The 20857-nt window shown below is 46.1% G+C and carries 17 protein-coding genes and 2 pseudogenes; 5 read left to right on the top strand and 14 right to left on the bottom strand.

The features are described 5' to 3' along the window. Nucleotides 1-8: 8 nt before the first annotated feature. Entirely contained in the window at nucleotides 9-569 is a 561-nt protein-coding gene (locus QZ918_RS19825) for a Uma2 family endonuclease (RefSeq protein WP_293337869.1), read from the bottom strand. A gap of 142 nt (nucleotides 570-711) precedes the next feature. Between QZ918_RS19825 and QZ918_RS19820 the strand changes: the two genes are divergently transcribed. Beyond that, a complete protein-coding gene (locus QZ918_RS19820) occupies nucleotides 712-891 on the top strand; it encodes a hypothetical protein (RefSeq protein WP_293337868.1) in 180 nt (59 codons plus the stop codon). A gap of 29 nt (nucleotides 892-920) precedes the next feature. Here QZ918_RS19820 and QZ918_RS19815 read toward each other — a convergent pair whose 3' ends face one another. Beyond that, the gene (locus tag QZ918_RS19815) at nucleotides 921-3011 is read right to left on the bottom strand and encodes a tetratricopeptide repeat protein (protein ID WP_293337867.1); all 2091 of its coding nucleotides are present in this window, start codon (nucleotides 3009-3011) and stop codon (nucleotides 921-923) included. A 34-nt stretch (nucleotides 3012-3045) separates the two neighbouring features. Here QZ918_RS19815 and QZ918_RS19810 point away from each other — a divergent pair, with 34 nt between their 5' ends. Beyond that, complete coding sequence (locus QZ918_RS19810) at nucleotides 3046-3168, top strand: hypothetical protein (protein WP_293337866.1); 123 nt, start codon at nucleotides 3046-3048, stop codon at nucleotides 3166-3168. On the opposite strand, the gene QZ918_RS19805 is transcribed toward QZ918_RS19810, so the two are convergent. The 3 genes and pseudogenes from QZ918_RS19805 to QZ918_RS19795 form a co-directional block, all read right to left on the bottom strand. After that, the gene (locus QZ918_RS19805; protein ID WP_293337865.1) at nucleotides 3169-3318 is read right to left on the bottom strand and encodes a hypothetical protein; all 150 of its coding nucleotides are present in this window, start codon (nucleotides 3316-3318) and stop codon (nucleotides 3169-3171) included. Between the two features lie 150 nt (nucleotides 3319-3468). Then, nucleotides 3469-3711: pseudogene (locus QZ918_RS19800) on the bottom strand (6-pyruvoyl trahydropterin synthase family protein); the annotation flags it as partial. A 106-nt stretch (nucleotides 3712-3817) separates the two neighbouring features. After that, entirely contained in the window at nucleotides 3818-4102 is a 285-nt protein-coding gene (locus QZ918_RS19795; RefSeq protein ID WP_293337863.1) for a TRADD-N-associated membrane domain-containing protein, read from the bottom strand. Between the two features lie 162 nt (nucleotides 4103-4264). On the opposite strand from QZ918_RS19795, the gene QZ918_RS19790 reads away from it, so the two are divergent. Then, a complete protein-coding gene (locus QZ918_RS19790; RefSeq protein ID WP_293337862.1) occupies nucleotides 4265-5431 on the top strand; it encodes a pentapeptide repeat-containing protein in 1167 nt (388 codons plus the stop codon). 181 nt (nucleotides 5432-5612) lie between these two features. On the opposite strand, the gene QZ918_RS19785 is transcribed toward QZ918_RS19790, so the two are convergent. Next, nucleotides 5613-6485 (bottom strand): 6-pyruvoyl trahydropterin synthase family protein, encoded by an 873-nt coding sequence (locus tag QZ918_RS19785; RefSeq protein ID WP_293337861.1) that lies wholly within the window; start codon nucleotides 6483-6485, stop codon nucleotides 5613-5615. Between the two features lie 422 nt (nucleotides 6486-6907). Between QZ918_RS19785 and QZ918_RS19780 the strand changes: the two genes are divergently transcribed. Next, the gene (locus QZ918_RS19780) at nucleotides 6908-8410 is read left to right on the top strand and encodes a cyclic nucleotide-binding domain-containing protein (RefSeq protein WP_293157276.1); all 1503 of its coding nucleotides are present in this window, start codon (nucleotides 6908-6910) and stop codon (nucleotides 8408-8410) included. 213 nt (nucleotides 8411-8623) lie between these two features. Here the strand turns inward: QZ918_RS19780 and QZ918_RS19775 are convergent, their stop codons facing one another. After that, on the bottom strand, nucleotides 8624-9304 hold the full coding sequence (locus QZ918_RS19775) for a J domain-containing protein (RefSeq protein ID WP_293157273.1): 681 nt from the start codon (nucleotides 9302-9304) through the stop codon (nucleotides 8624-8626). A gap of 492 nt (nucleotides 9305-9796) precedes the next feature. On the opposite strand from QZ918_RS19775, the gene QZ918_RS19770 reads away from it, so the two are divergent. Next, nucleotides 9797-11458 carry a glycerophosphodiester phosphodiesterase family protein gene (locus QZ918_RS19770; RefSeq protein ID WP_293337860.1) on the top strand — a complete coding sequence of 554 codons (1662 nt, stop codon included), beginning with the start codon at nucleotides 9797-9799 and terminating at the stop codon, nucleotides 11456-11458. An 88-nt stretch (nucleotides 11459-11546) separates the two neighbouring features. On the opposite strand, the gene cysK is transcribed toward QZ918_RS19770, so the two are convergent. The 7 genes and pseudogenes from cysK to QZ918_RS19735 all read right to left on the bottom strand — a co-directional run. Next, entirely contained in the window at nucleotides 11547-12509 is a 963-nt protein-coding gene (cysK, locus tag QZ918_RS19765; protein WP_293337859.1) for a cysteine synthase A, read from the bottom strand. A 156-nt stretch (nucleotides 12510-12665) separates the two neighbouring features. Then, nucleotides 12666-13973 carry an RNA-guided endonuclease InsQ/TnpB family protein gene (locus tag QZ918_RS19760; RefSeq protein WP_293157264.1) on the bottom strand — a complete coding sequence of 436 codons (1308 nt, stop codon included), beginning with the start codon at nucleotides 13971-13973 and terminating at the stop codon, nucleotides 12666-12668. Nucleotides 13974-14210: 237 nt separating this feature from the next. After that, nucleotides 14211-14651, bottom strand: a complete 441-nt coding sequence (locus tag QZ918_RS19755) for an RrF2 family transcriptional regulator (protein WP_293157261.1) — start codon at nucleotides 14649-14651, stop codon at nucleotides 14211-14213. A gap of 247 nt (nucleotides 14652-14898) precedes the next feature. Then, nucleotides 14899-17091 carry an iron uptake porin gene (locus tag QZ918_RS19750; RefSeq protein WP_293337858.1) on the bottom strand — a complete coding sequence of 731 codons (2193 nt, stop codon included), beginning with the start codon at nucleotides 17089-17091 and terminating at the stop codon, nucleotides 14899-14901. A gap of 291 nt (nucleotides 17092-17382) precedes the next feature. After that, the gene (locus QZ918_RS19745; RefSeq protein ID WP_293337857.1) at nucleotides 17383-19029 is read right to left on the bottom strand and encodes an HD domain-containing phosphohydrolase; all 1647 of its coding nucleotides are present in this window, start codon (nucleotides 19027-19029) and stop codon (nucleotides 17383-17385) included. 445 nt (nucleotides 19030-19474) lie between these two features. Beyond that, nucleotides 19475-19756, bottom strand: a complete 282-nt coding sequence (locus QZ918_RS19740) for a 4a-hydroxytetrahydrobiopterin dehydratase (protein ID WP_293337856.1) — start codon at nucleotides 19754-19756, stop codon at nucleotides 19475-19477. Nucleotides 19757-20523: 767 nt separating this feature from the next. Beyond that, nucleotides 20524-20857 (bottom strand): annotated as a pseudogene (locus QZ918_RS19735) (photosystem II D2 protein (photosystem q(a) protein)); the annotation flags it as partial.

Below are 20857 nucleotides of genomic sequence, written 5' to 3'. Positions count from 1 at the left end.
AAGTCAGCCTAACCCAAAATTAAGTCAAGACTTACTACAAAATCGGGAAAAGCCAATGGTGAAACTTGTTGATCGCCTTCAAACTTTTGCATATAAGTGTAGCCATTTGCGGTGGGATTGCGGTAAACTTCCAAGCAGTTAACTTCAAGATCCCACAACCAAACTTCCTGAATGCCCGATCGCGCATAATTCGGTATTTTCACATCGCGATCGTAATTAACGGTACTGTCCGCTACCTCTACCAGAAGCAAAACATCCTCGCTATTTGGCAAGGATTCTTCATAAAAATCAGCGCGACGCTGTACTAAAGCAATATCAGGTTGAGGCTCAGATCGATCGCCAATGCTAATCGGATTTTGCACCCGGATGATAGCACGCGTTCGCACTCGATCGCCAAAAAACTCTGCAAGGCGATCGACACGGGCGGCGTGGCGCCTACCAATTGCTGCCATTTGGATAATTTCCCCTTCGATAAGTTCCACTCGTTCGCGATCGCCAAAAACACCAGCCTCACTCATCAGGTGATATTCTTGCACTGTAAATAGCCGTCTTTTCATTTCCACAGACATAACTATTCTCCTTTTTGAGCAGTTGTTTTAAGCTTACTATTTTTTTAACCCAAAATTAAATCAACACTCACTTTCAACAGTTGACAGTTGACAGTTGACAGTTGACAGTTGACTTCTGCCTAAAAGTCAGAGGATTGGAGTAATGAATAGTCTGATTTTAATTTCTACGCCCAAGGGAGAGGCTTTCAACCAATTCTTTCTGGTAAATTCAGGAAAAGCCAACGGTGAAAATTGTTACCGCGTTCAAATTTTTGAAAAGTGGAACGGGCGTCCCGCCTGTCATGAAAGACGGGCGGGACGCCCATCCCACAAACTTGTGTAAATTATTTAATTTGCGATCCTTGCGCCTAACTAACTCTCCGAAGATTCAGAAGATTCTTCAGATTGTGGCTGGTTTTGAGTATCTTTTTCGCCTGCGGTAAATTCTTCTGTATCCTGTTTTAATTCTGAGGCAATTGTGCCTCGATCGCGCCAAGCTTCGGCATTTTCTGGCTTGATCGCAATGGCTCGATCGTATGCTGCCATTGCTTCTTCGTAGCGCTTTAATTGCGACAAAGCTGTACCGCAGTGGTGCCAAGCATCGTAGGATTCGGGCTGAATTGCGATCGCCTTTTCGTAAGCTGCGATCGCTTCTTCATGACGCTGCAATTTTGTTAAAGATTCGCCTTTGCCAAACCAAGCTTCGTAACACTCCGAATTAAGCGCGATCGCTTGGGAGTAAGATGCAATTGCTGCTTCGTGTTGTGATAGTTTGTCGAAAGCTGCACCTCGGTTGTGCCACACTTCAAAATCATGCGGTTTAATGGCAATTGCTTTGTCGTAGGATGCGATCGCCTCTTGATGGAGCTGCATTTTTCCCAGCACGGCGCCTCTATTGTACCAAACTTCGTATTTGTCGGCCCGGATCTCGACAGCTCGATCGTAAGAAGCAACAGAATCAGCGTAGCGGAGCAATCTCCACAGCATATTACCTCGGTTGTACCAAGTCTCGTATCTCTTGGGATTGAGTTCGAGAGCGCGATCGTAAGAATCGACTGCGGCGGCGTACTGCTGTACTTTACCCAGCATTGCACCTCGGTTGTGCCATATTTCGCTATCGGTTGTTTTGATAGCCAGGGCGCGATCGTAACTGGCGATCGCCTCTTCGTAATGCTGCAATTTACCCAACAAAGCTGCTATGCTGTGCCAACAACCGTATTTTCTCGCCTCGCTCGAACTCGCTCGCTCGTAACAGGCGATCGCCTCTTCGCATCTTTGTAATTTTCCCAGCAAATTCGCTTTATTGTACCACGCTTCGTAATGATCCGGTTTAATTAAGATTGCTTGGTCGTAACTGGCGATCGCCTCTTCATGGCGCTGCAATCTAATTAATACATTGGCGCGCCAATACCAAGCCTCATCCGCATTCTTGTTCGTTAAAATAGCTTTTTCTACGCAGGCTAATGCCTCATCATAATTGCCTTGAAAATAAAGCTTTTCGACTTGCTTTATATAATCGTCAGCAATCAAAGTTTGTCCGTCAATAGCAGGTACTGTTGCAGAAGTTTGTGCATTGTTTAACTGCCGCTGAGGTGCGAGTTTGACAGCTTCTTTGGCAACAATTGCCGGAACCTGGGAAATTTCCTGAACAATTTGAGATTTTTTCTCGTCAACTTCTGTTACCAAAACTTGCAGCCGCATGATAAATTGAGATTTGAGAGTCTCAATTTGCTCGACGGAAGATTTGGAAAGTTCAGTTTCTCTCGTTAAAAAATCAAGCGATTGTTTAGCTGCACTCATTTGTGCCTCTAATTCATCCCTCATTTTTTGAGTCAGTTGGCGAGAGTTGAGCAACTCCGATTCCAACACGCCAATGCCGTGCAATCTTTGATTGGCATCAGCAACCAACTGTTTGACTACCAGCCTGCGGATCGCCCAAAAAAAGGCGATTGTCACCGGTGGCAAAATAGTACCGAGAATTAGTAAAATATTCAGCAGAGTTATGGTATTGTTAAAACCATATCCAGTTTCTGCACTGCCAGTCCGTGGAGAGAAAAAATCGAAAGCGTCGCGAACTTGGGGACTGCTTTTAACCCCAGTTTCGATTAATTTAGCCAGCCATGTTTCTTGTAAAGATTTTGTTAGTTCATCGGTGGCTATAGCAGCAGGATTCGCCTTGGTTTTCACAGCAGGAGATAACTCATCGCCGGCCGCTGCTACCAGCAAACCAGTCTGGGATTTTACCGCAATTCGTGGGGAAAATTGTTCGTGGGCGATCGTCTCGGGCGCGCTCATTGACTCCGCCGGACGAGAGACTGTATTATTTATGGCATCAACAAAGTTGCTTGCCTGCGGTGTCCCACCAGAGATGGGAGGTGCAGCCGGAGCAGCGTTAGTTTTAGCAGTTACATTCTGGGATGCGAGGGCGGCCAGAGTCAAGAGAGCTACATTTGAGACTCGCATAAACGTCAACTCACCTAGGAGAAATTAGTGTTGTTTGTCAGCAGATCGGGCGATCGACCTCATACTCTCAGCAGTGACAATAGCTTTGATGAGGAATGCTGACTTACTATCTCCAAAATACGCGCTGCGTCTGACTTGTCAGGAAAAATGCCAATAATTATCGCCGCACAACTTGTCTCAAAGAACACTTTCCCGCACCTAATCCGCCTCCTATCATCCTCGGAATCATCGGAATCATCGGGGTGGCTGCACCAATCTGCACAATTAGCAAAAATTTGGCTAATACCAGTTTAATGTGAAGTTGCACATATCTCGATCCCCCTAAATCCCCCTTAAGAAGGGGGACTTTGAGTAACTTCTTGTCCCCCCCTTCTTAAGGGGGGCTAGGGGGGATCCGATTCTACGGGGCCTCATAAAAAATTGGTATAAACCGCCCCAACTCACCCGATTTGTAGCTCTAAACAGCAGCTAAAACCGCTGACTGTTGCTGTTGTACCGCCGCTGCATCCAAATCAGCACCGTAAATTTCACAGGAATTATTCGGACTTTCAATCAGCTTAATCTTGTGCAACTCGGCGCCTAACTCCCGTATGGGCGATCGCAACAATTGCCCGATCCGAACCGCAATATTCTCCGCCGTCGGCACAACCTTCTCAAAATAAGCAATATCCTTATTTAAAAAAGTGGGATCGATGGTATCTTGCTCTGGAGAAGCGCGTTTTGTAGGGGCAATCCCCCCGTGGTTGCCCCCTATCCTGATGATTGTTGCGTAAATCCTATTACTCTAATTATCTGCAATCGACCCGCTATCTATCGTCGTTAAGATCCTCGGCAACCTTATCAAGTCTGTCATTGGCATCTTTGGACAGCTTCAGACAATAGGTAGTTGATGCCAGACCTCCAGTTGCGGTGATAGTTCCCTCTGAGGCTTTGCCGAGAAGCACAAGCCCAACTCCCGCAAAACTGATCAGGACAGAGGCTGTGGTTGTTACAAGGGCCAAGTTGAAACTATGGTGGGCTTGGCGCAATCGTTCTTTGGCAATAATCATTTCTATGGTGGAGTCAGAGTGGGTGATTGGCTGGTTATTCATAGATTTCGTTGTGCCTAAACTTGATACTTCTAGTGTGAAGCAAAATGCTTGAAACCCTGACTCCACAATGATTGAGTTGTCGGTATCTTGTGATTGCTCTATGATTGTCCTATGCTCTAGTTTCGATTTTGTAAGCGATCGTATCAAAACACTCTCCACACTATGAATGACTTAAGCATCAGAAAAAAGAAGAGAATAACTATCACCGCATCTTCAGAAGGTGTAGAGATAGCAGCAAACGCTTTGATTAGGCTAGGATTTGATTCAATAAGTAACTTTGCAAAATCTCACTATATAGGACGCAGTACAGTTACCAATTTTTTTCAGTGCCAGCCTATTCAGCTTGATTCTTTTAAGAAGATATGTCAAGAACTGAAATTAGATTGGAGGAAAATTGCTGGATTATCAGAAGAAAAACCATCTCAACAACTAGAAATAATAAATAATTGCGACAGCCCTGATATCAATGAAGGAGGGAAGCCAATGTTGTTAACACAAACACTTAGCCGTCAAGTGACTGTTATAGATAAAGATAATCAAGAAATTAAAGCTGTTGTTATTTTAAAAGGAGAGATAAATTCCGGTGTTAATTTTCAAGCTCTAGAATCAATTTTACGCATATATTCGGGAGATACCGTCAAAATAATTGATATTAAAGAGGGCAGCATCAAGTTATTTGTAGAGGGTTCTCAAGAGGATATCGATCGGCTTGTATCTCGCATCAAATCAGGAGAATTAAAAGAAGTAAGCGGTTTTCCTGTTGAAGATGTTCAAATTTTGAGTGAAAACTCAGAGGATGAGGAAAGTAACGAACTAGATGATAAGTGGTGTCTAGTACGAGAGATTGTTACTCAGGGAATTACAGGTCAAAATTTGAGTGGGATTGACTTAAGTGATGCCGACTTGAGTGGTGTCAACCTGAGAAGAGCCGACCTGATTGGTGCCGACCTGAGTGGTGCCGACCTGATTGGTGCCCACCTGAGAGATGCCGACCTGAGAGATGCCGACCTGAGAGATGCCGACCTGAGAGATGCCGACCTGACTCGTGCCCACCTGAGTGGTGCCGACCTGAGTGGTGCCGACCTGAGTGGTGCCTACCTGATTGGTGCCAACCTGATGGATGCCAACCTGAGTGGTGCCAACCTGAGTGGTGCCAACCTGATTGGTGCCAAGCTGAGTGGTGCCGACCTGAGTAAGACTAAGGTTGAGAAAGCCCGATTCAGAGCGAACTTTGGCATTTCTGAATCGATGAAGCAAGACATGATTAAACGAGGCGCAATCTTTAATGATGCTCCAGGCGATCGAGCTGAAGTTCTAACAAAAGTATAATCTTCTCAAAAAACTGGCTAAAAATGAGCCAACTTCTGAAGTAAAAGATGATTGATTTTAGTCCTTTTTCAGAGGACTTTAGCTATGAGACAGGGGTTTTAAACCCCCTGTCGGACTCTCGGACTGTCGCACAGTCGGATGTACAGAGAAAACTGGTGAATCTACCAGCAGATATTCAGCTTTAAACCGGCGCTAAAATAGTTTCCCGCTGCTGACTAAAATCCGCCGCTACATCCAAATCAGCCCCGTAAATTTCGCAGCTATTGTTCGGACTTTCAATCAGTTTAATCTTGTGCAACTCTGCGCCCAATTCCCGTATGGGCGATCGCAACAATTGCCCGATCCGAACCGCAATATTTTCCGCCGTCGGCACAACCTTCTCAAAATAAGCAATATCCTTATTTAAAAAAGTGTGATCGAAAGGTTCAACAACATAATCATCAACAGCTTTTTGCAAAGCTCCCAAATCACAAATCATCCCACTCCGCGCATCGATTTCCCCTTTAACAGTCACCTCTAAATGATAGTTGTGACCGTGACCGTGAGGACGAGCACATTTGCCATAAATTTCCGAGTTTTCTTCAAAACTCAAATCGGGACGAGCCAACCGATGGGCGGCGCTAAAATGAGTGGACAGAGTTAGATAAGCTTCCATGCCGTTTCCTAAATATTCAGCCCAAAGTTCCGGGTGTTCAAACAATTGAATTTTGCTCACAGGCAAATGAGGAGCTAGTCGCAGCCAAATTTGCCGTGCTATGTTTTCGGTAGTTGGCAGAGTCTGCCCAAATTCCGGCCACGCTTCGTTAAGGTAGGAAAAATCGAGATCCTTGGTAACTTCCCGCTTGATGACGTGTTTGACATCAGACAGGTTGAGCACCATGCCGTACTCGTCGAGTTCTCCTATCATGGAAACGTAAAGAACGTAATTGTGTCCGTGTCCCGGTGCGCGGGCAGTTGGGCCAAACCGCTCAAAGTTTTCGGCTTCGCTCAACTCCGGCAGCCAGTACCGGTGACTCGCCGAAAACTGGGCCCGACGATTGATGATGCACTGCATAAAAGTCAAGTAGGGTAAGCTTGTGAAGTTCTGTAAAGGACTTACTTCTTAAGGATAAACTAATTTTTGCTGGAAATTTTCGATAATTTTAGGGTGCTGCGAATGAATTTCTACCAATTTTCGAGATATTGGCAACAAGTGGCCTCACCAGGCACTGGGCTTATTTTGGACGGCAACACAGAGATCGCGGGCAGAAAATACCGCTACAAAACAGTTTCTCGCTCTCAGTTGCTTTTCCATCAGTTAAGAATCTTTGAGAAAGTGCGATTCCCTACAGGGTAGATGCGCTTGACAACCTTTTTGCAACACAGCGCACTCTACACTTCGGGTTTTTCGCATAAACTCTGCCACAGTCAGGAGTTTGCGGTTCAGTTGCCAGCAAAACTAATCATCCATCACCAATTACTCATTACCAAATCTTAATGAATTGGATTACCGAACAAGCCGATCGCTTTTTTGAAAATTTGTATGGTGCGATCGCAACTCCGCTATTTTATATCGGGGACACTCATCTGTCCATTAGTGCGATCGTCAAACTGATAATATTAGCTATATTAGCCTTCGTTATAGCTCGTCTCATCAGTGAAGGAATCAAACGCAGCCTGCTAGTTAAGATGGGATTGGATCGTGGCAGTCGAGAAGCAATTTCCACCATCATCAGCTACATCTTAGCAACCCTTGGCTGTATATTCGTCATGCAAGGTGCAGGGCTCAACCTCACCTCTCTGACAGTCTTAGCTGGCGTCGTCGGCATTGGTTTCGGCTTCGGCTTGCAAAATCTCGCCAGCAACTTTATCAGCGGTTTGACTCTACTATTTGAGCAGCAAATTCGAGTCGGAGACTTTATTGAGATTGACCATTTATTAGGAACAGTTGAAAATATTTCCATCCGTTCCACAATTATCAAAACAATCGACGGACTATTTGTAATCATACCAAACATCAAGTTTGTCGAAACCAACATTATTAACTGGAGTTATAGAGACCCCAGATGCCGCGTCCACATCCCCGTCGGCGTTGCCTATGGAACTGACCCAGTATTAGTTACAGAAGCACTGTTAGTCGCTGCGAGACTGGAATCGAATATCTTATCACATCCTTCTCCGAAAGTTTGGTTTCGCGGGTTTGGAGATAACGCTTTAGATTTTGAACTGTTAATTTGGATTGACCAGCCACAGAAAAGCGATGAAATTAAAAGTGCGGTCAACTTTTTAATAGATTATGAATTGCGCCACCGCAATATCGAAATTCCATTTCCCCAGCGGGATTTGTGGCTGCGGAACCCGCAAGAGTTAACCAAACATTTTCACAATAATCACAAAGACGATAATTCAAACGGTCAAGTTTACCCCCAGAATGCCAAACATTCAGCCGAACTCAAATCTAATTCCACCGTTTCCGAGCCTAAAAAGCAAGGGGTTAAATCCCCTAATAATTGGACGCTACGAGATTTGTTGCGGCGAGTAACTTATTTTGAACAGTGTACAGATGTAGAACTGCGGCAGTTAATTGAATACGGCTACCGACAACTTTTTCCAACAGGACAGATTGTCTGCAATGAAAATGACCCTGGCGACTCTTTTTATATTATTCTTTCTGGTTCTGTAGAAGTTCTTTCTCAAAAAGCCGATCAGTATATTGCGACGCTTCACGAGGGCGAGTTTTTTGGGGAAATCTCTTTGCTGTTGGGAACTCCGAGAACGGCGACTGTTAAAACTAGCGAAGATGCAATTTTGTTTGTGGTGGAACGCCACGACTTGCAAAAACTTTTAACAGAACAACCGAATTTGGCGGATCAGATTGCTCAAAAATTGTCTGAACGCCAGCAAGCTTTGAGAGATTTGGGATTGTTAGAGGGCGACTCTCTGGAACAAACTCCTTTTATTAAAATCCGGAAGCGAATTCAAGTTCTTTTTGGAATTTGACAGTTGAAAGTTGACAGTTGACAGTTGTCCTTAGGAATTGGGAATTGGGAATTGGGAATTGGGAATTGGGAATTGGGAATGAGTTAGAAGTTATTTGTTATTGATAACCAATACCCAATAACCAATAACCAATAACCAATAACCAATAACCAATAACCAATAACCAATAACCAATAACCAATAACCAATAACCAATAACCAATAGCTTCTTCACTAACTTCTAATTTTCAATTCCTCCTGTGCTTCCCGCCGCAGTCTAGCAGCAATTCTAAACAGTTCTTGACCTGTGTGCAAATGGCGATCGTCATAATTGAGGGTAAATAAATGCAATTCTTCTATGCCATCTCCCACTTGATTGATGCAGTAGTAAAGATGGGCCGCAACTCCGGCTACATTAGATGGATTGGGCATCACCCTCAGAAAGTCATTAGCTTTTGAAAGAAAATCGCGACAGGTTTCGATATAAGCTTGAAACTTTTCGATCAGTTCATCATCGAACGGATCTGCTGACAATTCGTTTATTTCCTTTTTCAGCGGCTTCAAGATGTTGTTGAGTATTCGATTGACTGGTTTGTATACTTTAATCAGCCACTGTTCCATGTGTTCGTCGGCGTCCCGCGCTGCTTGTTGTCGCTGGCGGGTGACGTTTGGTGCGTAGGGTGATTGCTCTTCGCTGGGCTGGGAGATTTGGCGATCGTAAGATTGTCTTTGCTGGGCATCTCCTAATATTTCATAGGCTGCATTGAGGCGAACAATCTCTTCGTGACCGGCTGTTGAACTCTGGCTGTCTGGATGAAATATTTTGACTAAACGGCGGTATGCTTGTTTAATCTCGGCTTGGGTTGCTGTTGGGCTAATTTTTAGGGTTTTGTAGTGATTGGTAACGGAAGACACGCTATTATTTCCTTGAAATCTGGATAATCTGCGAAAAAGTGCTTGACAAAAATATCATTATTTGCTAAAGTTATAGCTATTTACTTGATGTAAAACAATGTCAAGTCTAACTTAAAAACCTCAGTTTTTAAATTATAGCAGTCGGTAAATGAGTTAGGAAAAGTTCTTGTAGGGCGATCGCTGCTATCATCTCATCCGATGAGGAGAAATACCGCCACAACAGCACTAGGTGGCTATTACTATTTATTAAGCGTCAATGCGGTTGCTATATTACATCCTTCTACTCGTTTACACTCATCCGTTGCCTAATTGCGTGTTGCTGCGGGTGAGTACCTCAAGCTAGTTGAAAACCGCCCGATCGTGTTTTTGCCGTTGCATAACTAAAAATTAAGCAATTGATAGTAATTACTTAATCTTGCCGTGATAGTTTTTGATTGACCTTAACCAAAAGTCAAAGTAATTATCTTTGAGTCAATCAGGGAAATCAAAATCATGGCACTTAAACAGCAAATTATCCATGCTTCCAACCTTGACGGTGGAGTTCCAGCGATCGACAGCAACCTCAAAGATACCGATCGGCATCCATCTGAAGACAAGGAAATTCAAAATTTAGCTGTTCGCACAGCTTCAGCGGTACAATCTGATTCTTTTTTGCTGACAAATAGCAATGACAATTTCACAATTACCCCTGGCTTACTCAAGGGAATACTGGGCGGAATTTCGGCGCTGGGCGGTAACGACAATATTGTGGGAAGTGTTGATTCAGACCAAATTAATGGAAATTCTGGTAATGATTCACTGTCTGGTGCGGGCGGAAATGACACCTTAATTGGCGGTCAAGGTAATGATATCTTGCTAGGGGGAGATGGCAACGATTTTCTCAGCGGAGATAAAGGTTTAGATACTCTCACGGGCGGTGTCGGAAATGATACGTTTTTGTTGCGCCGCACTCAGGGTGCTGATATTATTACTGATTTTGGAACGGGCGATCGCTTAACTTTGGAAAATCAACTACAATTCTCAGATTTGTTGATTGCTAGCACCGGGATAAACACCACAATTAGCCTCCGAGACGGCACTTTGTTGGCAACACTAAATGGAGTACAAACTATTAACGCAAACAATTTTGTTGAACTGCCCCGCCGTCCTTTAATTATCGGACATCGCGGCGCAAGTGGCTACCGCCCCGAACATACCCTAGCTGCCTACGAATTGGCGATCGAGATGGGTGCAGATTTCATTGAACCAGATTTAGTTGCCACTAAAGATGGAGTGTTAATCGCCCGCCACGAAAATGAAATTTCGGGGACGACTGATATTGCCAAGCGACCGGAATTTGCCGATCGCAAACGCAAAAAGACAATTGACGGTCAAGAAACCGAAGGTTGGTTTACCGAAGATTTGACCTTAGCCGAAATCAAAAGCTTGCGGGCGCGGGAACGCTTGCCAGAGTTGCGTGGCACGGCATTTGACGGTCAATTTCAGGTGCCAACACTTCAAGAAGTAATCGATCTAGCTAAGCGTAAAAGTACCGAAAAAGGGCGGACAATTGGAATTTATCCAGAGACAAAACACCCGACTTATTTTAAGTCAGTTAATTTGCCTTTAGAGCAGCGATTAGTGCAAGTGCTGTCTGCTAATGGATATACCAAACGTACAGATCCGGTGTTTATCCAATCCTTTGAAGTGGGCAATCTCAAAGAGTTAAATCGCTTGACAGAGTTGCCACTGGTACAGTTAATGGATGACTTTGGAGAAAAACCTTATGATTTTGTAGTGAGTGGCGATCGCCGCACTTACCGCGATTTAATGACACCCCAAGGGTTGGCAGAAATCAAAACCTATGCTGACGGCATAGGGCCTTGGAAACGAACAATAGTTGTCGAAGGTACTGATAAGAAATTACAGCCAGCTAATACTTTAATCACCGATGCTCACCAGGCTGGGTTATTAGTTCATTCTTACACTTTCCGCAATGAATCTCCTACTTATGTGGCTTCAGAGTATGGCGGCAATCCTGCTTTGGAGTACGAACAATTTTACCGCTTAGGTGTAGACGGTGTGTTTAGCGATTTTCCCGATACAGCTTTTAATGCAGCAGCGCGGCTTTATCCTTTCTCAAGTGTAGATTCTCTAAAAGGCGTGACTTTTTAGGTCTTGGATTATAGCAGCTAAAAAGGCAAGCAGGGCGTATTTTCTAACGCCCCGCTCTCAATTTCTGCGATTTTCAACCGCAGTTTGCCTAGTTGACAGCCACCGCCAGATTGAGTTCTGGATCTTGGAACAAGGGAGTGCTGAGATAGCGCTCGCCGAAGCTAGGCTGAATCATCACAATCAATTTACCTGCATTTTCAGGACGCTTGCCGACTTTCAAAGCTGCACACAGTGCCGCACCGCTGGAAATACCAGACAAAAGTCCTTCTTCTCTGGCTAAGCGGCGCCCGTAGGCGATCGCCTCGTCATCAGTAACAATTATCACTTCGTCGATCGCGTTTACATTCAGCACCGGCGGCACAAAACCAGCACCGATACCTTGAATTTTGTGAGGCCCGGGCTTTCCACCGGAAAGTACCTGACTGTTGGCTGGTTCAACGGCGATCGCCTTAAATCCAGGTTTCCGGGACTTAATCACCTCTGCAACACCGGTAATCGTGCCGCCAGTGCCGACTCCAGAAATCAGGAAATCCACCTCGCCGTCGGTATCTGCCCAAATTTCCTCAGCCGTTGTCGAACGGTGAATGTCCGGGTTGGCTGGATTCCGAAACTGCTGCAACATATACGCATTCGGAGTTTTGTCTACAATCTCTTGAGCGCGCCGAATACAGCCGCTCATGCCTTCAATGCCGGGAGTCAATTCTAATTGAGCTCCGTAAGCTCGTAACATCGATCGACGTTCCGTGCTCATCGTATCCGGCATCGTCAAAATCAACTGGTAGCCCTTTGCCGCCGCCACCATTGCCAGAGCAATTCCGGTATTGCCAGATGTCGGTTCTACTAAAACCGTTTTGCCTGGAGTTATCAGCCCTTCTGCCTCGGCTTGATTGACCATATTGACACCAATCCGGTCTTTTACTGATGCTGCCGGATTCATGCCTTCGAGTTTGACTACAATCCGAGCCAAGCAGCCTTCGGCTTGGGGAATGCGGTTGAGTTGCACCAGGGGTGTGTGCCCCACCAATTCTGTAATGTTGCCAGCAATACGCATAATCTTTGTCTGGTTGTTGTTGAAAGTAAATGTTAATTCTTAGTTGGCAATATTAAGCTATTGCGTATTGAGATTTAACTTTTAGGGCTAGCTCTCTCGCCTACCGCACTGATTGTTTGAAAAAACAGGATTGTCAACTACCCAGCATCAAGCGGGCTACCGCACGAGATGTGGGCTTGTATCTGAGCTCCACCGCAATTCCGAGAATCTTTGCAGAATCTCAGCTTTAGTTTCACGGCCCGACACATCAGGGGATGCTGACAAGCTCCCCGTACTCGTCCAGTCTTGCCGGACAAGCAACGTTCTCATGGTAATATTTCGCGCACCTACCAAATCAGCATGAAGCTCATTCCCGCAACATTCACAGCGAAACAACAATCCTTTCTTCGGTCTATTGTCTGCCGAAGTATGCCCGCATTTTGGACAACTTTGTGAAGTGTAATGCGCCGGAACTTTAGTGGCTAGAGAACCATTTAGATTGGCTTTGTAGTCAATATAACTGTGCAATTCGGCAAAAGACCACTTAGCTTTATTCCGATTGGCTTGACGCTGTTTCTTGCTCGCCTTCTTGCCAGACTTAGATTTCGTTCTTGACCGGATTCCGGTCAAGTTTTCCAATCCAATTAAGCTATTGGGTTTGGCAATTTCTTTGCTGATTTGGTGGTTTACGTCAGCGATAAACCGTCTCTCTCTTCCCGACAAAGCAATTAATTTGCGCTTGGCCGAACGAGTGTCTTTCCGCTGAAGATTTTGTCTGGCCTTGTGATAGCGATTGGCTTTATATCTGGCTGCTTTCCCCGAATAGAACTTAGACTTATTTTGCAAGTCTGTTTCTACAGCCAAGTAGCGCATCCCCACATCAACGCCAGAAACTCTGGTTATTTTCAGTGGGTCAACTTCAGGCGTTTTTACTTCAATACTCACCATCAAGTAGTAAGCTTTAGAAGAGCGCTGATAAACAATCTTTGCTGCTCCAACCTTAGAGCCGCAGGCAATCAAATCTAAATGCTTGTTGTACCCGTCATAGGTCACTACTATTCTACCAGCTAGAGTGATAATGCTTACTCGTTGCTCGGTTTTAAACGAGTAGTCGCGCTGATAGTTCAATGTGCAGGTTCGAGACACATACTTAGGAACTTTATCCAATCCTTTGTATCGTTTCTTGGTGTACCCTTTGACAATAGCATCGTTAGATTGTTTGACCTTAGTCCAGAGAGTTTTATAAGTTGCCGACACCTGCCTGGGTACGTTGCAAGCCATCTGAGCGCCGAGTCCAAAACGAACTCGCAATTCGTTATAGACAGCCTTCTGCAATTTCAGGCCATTGCTGGTTTTACCCGCATCAAAAGCAACTTGCGAGGTATAGTTCAAAGCGTCACGGTAAGCCAAAGCAGTCTGAGCTACCAGAGCTTTTTGCTCGGCGTTCAGATTTAGCTTTAACTTGGCGGTGATCGTTTGGGACATTGCTTTTCACAAATTTTAAGAAGATTGTATCTCGTGAAGCCGGAGAAAGCAACTGGTGCAGCCAAAGAATTTGCACAGTGAGTCGATCGCCCGTTACCCTCCGGCATCTAAAGCTATCGTTTTGGTTCGGGGTGGCTCTCTTGACTCACGCGCATTCCTCCCGACGCTCACCGCTCGTACAGGTAGAGCGCGGGACTCCTGCTGGCTTAGTTGAAAATTAGACCGGCCTCGGCTTGACTAGATGTAATACATAATATTGAGCTGCCGTCTGCCATTGCGTTTTTCGCACAGATCTTGTAGCGTATATTTCTGCAACACTGAGTTAGCGATCGATCGCGCTTCTTGCCAAACTTCCCAAATCACAGCACTTTCTACAGTTTGAGCAGGCGAGTCTTTTTCGGAGCGATCGAACTCTGAGCCTTCGAGACAGTTGATAATTTCGAGGAGTGTAATTTTCCACGGTTCCCGCGCCAAGATATAACCACCCTTAGCTCCTCGCTGGCTGCGAATCAGCCCGCACCGTCTCATGGTAGCGAGCAACTGTTCTAAATATCGATCGGGAATATTTTGCTGAGCAGCTATCTGGCGAATTTGGAGGGGTTCGCCCTCATCGTAGCAATCGGCCAGTTCCAGCAAAGCTAAGATTGCGTATTCGCTTTTACAGGAGAGTTCTACCATATTGCTTCAACTACCAGAATTCTCAACTCCGAAGTCAGACGTTAAAATTCTTCTCAATGTTGAGTTAAAAATTATAAATCCTAATTTCTTATTATACTCCGGTTTTCCACCGAACTTAATAGACTTTCATAAAAAATGCCGACACTGAATTCGTCCAGCCCACAAAAAAGCCCTGCCGGAAGCAGGGCTAAATTTGACCTCAAGTTGCCAGCAGAGACGGTACGACCCGCCCTGCTCTAAGTCGCTCTTAGAACGTGAAAGTAGTTCTCAGAGTACCAATAATGATGTCGTCATTATTGCTATTTTGATTTGGGTTGGTAATCCAAATGACGCCCGGAGTCACAGCAATGTTATCCGAGAGCTTGAACTTGTAGAAGCCTTCAAAGTGCCACGAAGTATCGTTGTTGAAGTTCCGCAAATTGCCAGGAGCCTCAAGTTTATCCAAGTAAGGCTCACGACCTACCACAAAGCCCAGCAAGTTGCCTTCTTTCCCTAAATCGGGCAAAGCCAAAGTGGCTGCGTAGTTCCAAATTCTCGCATCGCCGAGGCCGAGAATACGAGCATTGGTTAAACCAGCCCAGCCCCCAATGATAAATCTCGGGCTGAGTCGGAACGAAGCCTCAGCACCGTAGGAGTTGCTGACAACTTTGCGAGCGCGGAAGCCGCTAAAGCCTTCGCTCAAACCATTGATGGAATTAGCCACGCCCGTGCCGGTGAAACCGCCGAGTTTGCCTGGGCCGTTCCCCAAACCGTTGTCAAACCCGAAGTTACCTCTGGTAAAGTAACCGTGGTTGTAAGTGAGAGCAACTTGCAAGTTGCGTCCCGGGGTAAAAGTCAACTGCCCCATCGCTGCGTAGTCACCGTTGAACAAGCCTGCGCCTTTGGTGGGACTTGCTGGATTTGACGCCAAATATCCGAAGGACAGAGAAGTTGGGCCGAACACGCCGCCCAGCAGGCCTCTGCCACCGAAGGCGTAATCGAAGCCGATACCAGCACCGCCACCTAGGCGATAAATTGGGTTGCTTTGACCGAACGCGCTGAGAGAGCCATTACCGCCGTCAAAGTCTTCAAAGTAAGGGTTGACGGTAGGAATGAAATCGTTCCAAACACCGTTAGCGGCTTCAATGGTAACGTTCAACCGATTGCTAGCGGGGAACTTGTAAAGCAAGCTGCCCAAGTGAAAAACGTTGTCTGTGCGGCCGACTACGTTCCAGGTTTGAGTACCTTCGCTCGTCGCCCCGAGGTTAAAGTTTTGACCGTTGCCCACATCCAGTCTGGTGAGCAACAAGTCTCTGCCGGTGAAGCTCGTATTTAAGTTGAGACGTACCCGCTGTTGGAAGACGGCTTCGTTGTTACCCGTACCGACTCTTCTGTTGTCTCTGCCAAACAAGCCATCATTGCCACCAAAGTCGTCGCTGAGGGCAAAAATTGCTTCCCCAGTCAGTTTGGTAGTAGTTGAAAATTGGTTAGCTTCGAGTTCGGATGTCCGAGCTTCCAGAGCATCGACGCGGCCGCGCAAGGTTGCCAGTTCTGCTGCAAATTCTTCCTGGAGCCGTTGGAGGGCTGCCAAGTCGTCTTTGGTCGCTAAGTTGGTTGTACCTGCTTTAATTAGCTCGTTAACTTTGTCTAAGCAAGCGTTTAAACCGGCGGCGAATTCGTAGCGGGTCATTGCCCGGTTGCCGCGGAATGTGCCGTCTGGATACCCGGCAATACAGCCGTAGCGCTCGACTAGGGATTGCAGTGCTTGGAATGCCCAGTCTGTGGGCCGCACGTCGGAAAGTTGAGATACTGAGGTTACTTGAGCCTGAGTTTCCCCGCCAGAACCTTCGCTGCTGTACTCGTTGACCTGTTCTAATGTGGCGGCTGGGTTTTGAGCTTGTGGTGCGACAGTTTGGGCTAGAGATTGGGCCGGAGAGGGCAAATTTTGTTGTGCCTGCTCTGCCACTGCCGGGGCAGTAGTTTCTAATTGAACTGCACTGATTTGCTCCTTGACAGCGGTAGCTGCTGGGGCTGGATTTTCTAGTTTGGCTGCCGCTGAATTTTCTACTGGTTGAGCGACTGTTGGCTCAACTGCTGCTAAAGATTCAGTTACAGGTTGTGATGCAGCTTCAAGATTTGTTGCTGCGGGGTCTGTAGTGGCGGAGGCGATCGCGCTGCCCGTTGCAGCAGGGCTGGCATCTGCAATCGCTGGCTTGGTTTCGCTGCCTGTTCCTTGGGCAATTTCTTCGACTGGCTTTAGTGCTGCGGTAGTTTCGTCAACAGCCGCTAAAGCATTAACTTTGGCTTCGGAGGTTTGGCCTGTTTCAGCTTGGGCAGCTTGAGGCTTGAGCGCATCAGCAGCTTGCTGAGCGTCTGCTGCCATCGCGCTCGAAGAAACTACTAGGGTAGCTCCTAAGACTGCTGGGCTGATTAGTAGGTAACTCCACAAAAATTTCGACATATTCACTCTCATCCTCACACCGATTACAGAGAAACTTTTCGAGTCTTCTATGTGGTCAGTAGTTGCTAAACCAGCATACTTTAAAAAGACACCTAAAATTCACTTTTTCTTTTGATTCTTGGGAACTAACTGAGTGTATGGATGCGATCGGCTGCTGTCGGATACGTGTTTTTTACTACGTACTCAACGGCCTCAAAACCTTGCCATACTTGGACTTTGGATTGATTGGACTACTGACACATTAGGCGCTCGATAGCCTATTTACTTTTTAGCACAGCACGTCCGAATCGTCTAGGCTGATTCGACTTTTGCATCCAAACCGTGTCCTAGGACGCTAAAGACTCGGCGACGGTCGAATAGTTCCAATAAATCGGCGTTGATTTTGTTGTGAGCTGCTTCTTGCCGCAAAATTTTCATTGCTGCATCTGTTCGCAAAGCTCGTTTGTAGGGGCGATCGCCCGCTGTTAGGGCGTCATAAATATCGGCGATCGTCATTAATTGCGCTTGAATGGGGATTTCTGTCTGTGTTAAACCTCGCGGATAGCCTGTCCCGTCGAGTTTTTCATGGTGTCCGTAGGCTATTTGGGGAACATTTTTTAGATCCTTTGTCCACGGAATTTGGCTGAGAAATTCGTAAGTGTGAGTTACGTGGGATTCGATCGCCGATCGTTCTGCCGGCGTCAGGTTGCCCCTCGACACCATCAATTGCACGATTTCGTCTGGACTCAGCAGGGGTTTAATTGCCCCGTCTATATCTCTGTAAGTTTGCCGAGAAAGTTCTAGCAGTTGAGCTAGGGGTTCTTCTGCCAAAATGTGAGGTTCGTTGGCCTCTAGCAGGACTTCCCAATATTCTGCCAATCTGGTTTTTGCCTCTGCTAGCGACGTGTCTAGCTGTTCTATTTCCTGGCACTTAGCGCACTCGGGGCCAGAGTCTGGGTGTTTTCGGTAAGCTGAATGCTCTAGCAAATATTTATATTTAGACTGGACGCATTCCATTTCCAGCGTCCGCTGAGCTAGGGCGAAACGGTGGCGAATGATTTCTAGCTGTGAGGGGTAGAGCTTTTTCTGCTTGGTCAAAACTGCTTCTGGTACTCCGATTTTGCCAAAATCGTGCAGCAGGGCGGCGTAGCGAATTTCTTGAATTTGACGGTTGTTAAAGTAAATAGAACGAAGCCATCCACTGCTGACGGCGTTTACTTCTTCTGACAGGCGTACTGTCAGGGCTGCGACTCGTTCTGAATGGCCGAAGGTACATGGATCTCGAGCTTCTATGACTTGCACGCTTGCTTTGACGAAGCCCTCGAACAAGTGTTCTATGCTTTCTTGGAGTTGATTGCGTTCGATCGAGATTGCTGCTTGAGAAGCGAGCGATCGAACTATCCTTTCTTCCCACTCGGAATACTGCTGCGTTGATTCCCAGGCATTCTCTGCCGTTAGCACCTCATCTGGCTTTGTTTTGCGGTTGATCAGTTGCAGTACCCCTATTGTCTCGCCCTGTCGGTTTTGCATCGGCAACACCATTACCGAGCAAGTACGGTAATTAATATCCCTGTCAAAACTCGTATCTAGTTGGTAGGGTACGTCGGGGGGCAAGTCATAGGCATCAGACAGGTTCAAACTTTGACCTGTAATTGCCACGTATCCTGCCAAGCTTTTGTCTGTCAGCGGCAGGGCAAACTCCTTAAACGACAGTCTGGGTTTAGAACCGTTTTGGGCTACCTTGAACAGCAACTTAGATTTTTCGTCGCTGTGATCTACTAAGTAAACGCTGCCCGCATCGCTGTAGGTGATTTCCCGGCTTTTGGATAAAATCAAGTTTAACAAGCCGCCCAAATCGGGGGCGCTAGAGAGCGCCGCGCCAATATCCAAAAGCTTTTCTATTAGCTCTGTTCTTTGAGCAGATTCGTTCAAGAACTCTGGCCTTTCAAATACGATCATGGTCGGAGGATGGCGAATAGCCTTTAATACATTGGACTTGTTGCATCTCGACTTTCTCACACCCGATTTTAACCCAGAGTCGATATTTTCTTTTGAGCGGGCTTTCTGCTGTTGGGACTGTCGCTAGATGCAGTGGCGGCTAGGAAAATGAGAACTCTTGTGACGCTCCCACACTAATTGCAAGCAATATAGTTTGGGCATCTGAGTCCTGTAAAGGATATCTAGATCTTCCTTCGAGATACTCCAAACTGTTTCTCTCTACGGCGTTTTATAGTGAGGAACACGTCGGGCCCCACTGTGGTTCAATGATATCAAAGATTGTCGATTTCGGCGGTGATGGCTTCCGAGCCCTACGGGATTGGTCAACCATCCCACCTCAATCAACTTGGGTTTCATCCCACCCCAATCTGTAAACAATATGGGGTGGGGATTCGGGCCGAACTAGCTAATTTAGCGCAGAAATCTCTTGGGCTAGCGCCATGTCTTTCTCAGTTAAGCCTCCGGCATCGTGAGTTGTCAAGTTAACTGTTACTTTGTTATAGGAGATTTCTATGTCGGGGTGATGTCCTGCCGCTTCTGAGGGGGCGACCAACTTATTCACAAAGGCGATCGCGCCGATAAAATCTTTAAATAAACGGGTACACCGCAGTTGCTTACCTTCCACCGTCCAGCCCGATAATTGACTGGCGCGTTCTTGAATTTCAGTATCGCTAAGTAAATCTGCCATAATTTTTTTTATTTTGCGATGAGCTTTTTGGGAGATTAACACACCTATAAAAAATCCGACCAAAAACTATCCGCTCTCACCAATAGTGTTGAGGCTCAAGTTTTAATACTTAAGATTTAACACTATTTGAGGTGAGAGCGGTCTAGCGGGTCTTCAGATTAGAACCTGACTGCCGGGAGAATCCCTAGCTGAGCCTGGTTCCCGATGGAATTCGTTTCCAGTTGGAAACGACGGCTGACTGCTAGTGAGCGGCCCCGGCGCACAGCCGGTAGTTTCCAATCTGATGACCCATGCATTTACTACTTTCTATCATGGGCATCACCTCCAGGATTAGCTAAATGGCTTTATCTGTGAACGCACCTCACCCAAATACAAGATTTGGTGTGAGGATTTGTGCGCTAGCTTTTGCCAGCGTAACCGAAAGAACCTGCGTTCTGAGTATCATTTCAGCAGTCACAATTATTAGAATAACACAAGGAATTAGAAGTGGGGGGATGCAAATTAATATTTTCGCAAGATGTGCACCAAATATTGTATCGATCTCTACAGCAATCAGCGGACGATCCTCTTCGAGGACTTCGCTAACGAGCTTTTGAGCAGATTGCTTTTTCTGTTGGGCGGGTATAAAGGAGGAAATGTGCGATCGAAATACTGAAATCAAAAAAGCTCCTACCGAACGGCAGGAGCTTTTTAAACATTGAGGGTAAAGCCTAAACTAATTTATCTTACCCTTTCAAAATGTTGCAATTTTTGATACTTCGCACTGATTAGAGAGCGTTACCGCGAGGTAGAACTTCTTCAGGGAAGATGAAGTTTTCGTGGGGTTGGTCGGTCGGAGCCATCCAAGCACGAATGCCTTCGTTAAGCAGAATGTTCTTAGTGTAGAAAGTTTCAAACTCAGGATCTTCAGCAGCGCGCAATTCTTGTGATACGAAGTCATAAGCACGCAGGTTTAATGCTAAACCGACGATACCGATGGAGCTCATCCACAAGCCTGTGACGGGTACGAACAGCATGAAGAAGTGCAACCAACGTTTGTTGGAGAAAGCAATTCCGAAGATTTGCGACCAAAAACGGTTAGCTGTAACCATGGAATAGGTT

Origin of the sequence: Microcoleus sp. CAWBG58 (assembly GCF_020883045.1) — a bacterium.
In the GTDB taxonomy this organism is placed as follows: domain Bacteria; phylum Cyanobacteriota; class Cyanobacteriia; order Cyanobacteriales; family Microcoleaceae; genus Microcoleus.
Note: the sequence above shows the minus strand (reverse complement) of the source record. Positions and strands in the feature narration are given on the sequence as shown.